This window comes from Ideonella azotifigens (genome assembly GCF_006519715.1).
GTDB lineage: Bacteria > Pseudomonadota > Gammaproteobacteria > Burkholderiales > Burkholderiaceae_C > Ideonella > Ideonella azotifigens.
This window is the reverse complement of sequence record NZ_VIDT01001145.1, coordinates 1-1,133: the sequence shown is the minus strand read 5'-3', so window position 1 is coordinate 1,133 and position 1,133 is coordinate 1. Positions and strand designations below refer to the sequence as shown.

Sequence of the window (1,133 nt, the reverse complement as noted above, 5' to 3'; positions counted from 1 at the left end):
CCGCCGCAGCCGCTCATCGGGACATGGTCGGGCGCGGGCGGATGGGCCATGGTGCTGGTGCTGGGGTCGAAGCCGAGTTGCTGCAGGTGGGCGGCGAGGGCGGCGTCCATGCTCTGGACATGCCCGACAAACCACTGCGCCAGCCCGGGCAGGCAGTCGCTCATCGGCCGGAAGTCACCGATGTCTGCTGCCAGGCGGCCCACCTCTTCCAGCACCGTCAGCACCTGTGCATGCTGGCGGCTGTGGCAGTTGTCCGGCGCGAAGCCGGTGGCCAGCATCCAGCGGTCTTCCTGGCCGAAGTGGCCCACGGTGTGCAACACGAGTTCGGCCCAGTAGGCCAGTGCGCTGGGGCCTGCACCTTGTGCCAGTGCGCGTTCGGTCTGGCCCAGCAGCGTGATGAAGGCCTGGTGGGTCTGGTCCATTTCCGGGTGGTCCAGCTGCAGCGAGGGGGACCAGTCGAGCAAGGGCATGGTGGGTCGTGGCAGTGCAAGCGGTGCGGTCGATTGTGGGCAGCGCTGGCGCGGCCGGTCTTGCGTTGGCGCAAGAAGCCCGCGATGACGGGCCGAGGTGACAATGCCGCGATGCCGCCGCCTGTTGTGTCGCCCCTGCCCACGCGCCGCCTGGCCTGGCTGAGGCCGCTGTGGCTGCTGGCGGGCGGGCTGTCGCTGCTGCTGGGCGTGATCGGCATCTTCCTGCCGCTGCTGCCGACCACCCCGTTTGTGTTGCTGGCCGCCTGGTGCTTCTCCAAGGGCAGCGAGCGCTGGGAGCACTGGCTGGTGACGCACCGGCACCTGGGCCCCATCGTGCGCGACTGGCGGGCCACCCGCGCGGTGCCGCTGCGCGCCAAGCAACTGGCCACGGTGATGATGAGCGCCAGCTCGCTGTGGGCCTGGTGGACGATTCCATCGCCGATCTGGCGCTGGACGCCGGGCATCACCTGCGCGTTGGTGGCGCTGTGGCTTTGGCACTTGCCGACCCGGCCGCCGCGCGCGGATTGAGCCGCTTCAGTTCGCCGTTTCGTCCGGCAGGTCGTCGAACAATCCTGGCTCGCGGGCGACCAGCATCGTGGTGGCCGCGGGTTTCGGCATTGGACGGCCAGGGCGGGCCGGCGCGCGCGTGCTGCGGCGCGAAGG

General features: G+C 70.5%; 2 protein-coding genes. One reads left to right on the top strand and one right to left on the bottom strand.

Annotation, left to right across the window (positions count from 1 at the left end; genetic code table 11):
* Positions 1-470: hemerythrin domain-containing protein (locus FKP22_RS31220; RefSeq protein ID WP_141292042.1), on the bottom strand; the 470-nt coding region annotated here is incomplete at its 3' end.
* Between the two features lie 111 nt (positions 471-581).
* Here FKP22_RS31220 and FKP22_RS31215 point away from each other — a divergent pair.
* A complete protein-coding gene (locus FKP22_RS31215) occupies positions 582-998 on the top strand; it encodes a YbaN family protein (RefSeq protein ID WP_141292041.1) in 417 nt (138 codons plus the stop codon).
* The last annotated feature ends 135 nt before the right edge of the window (positions 999-1,133 follow it).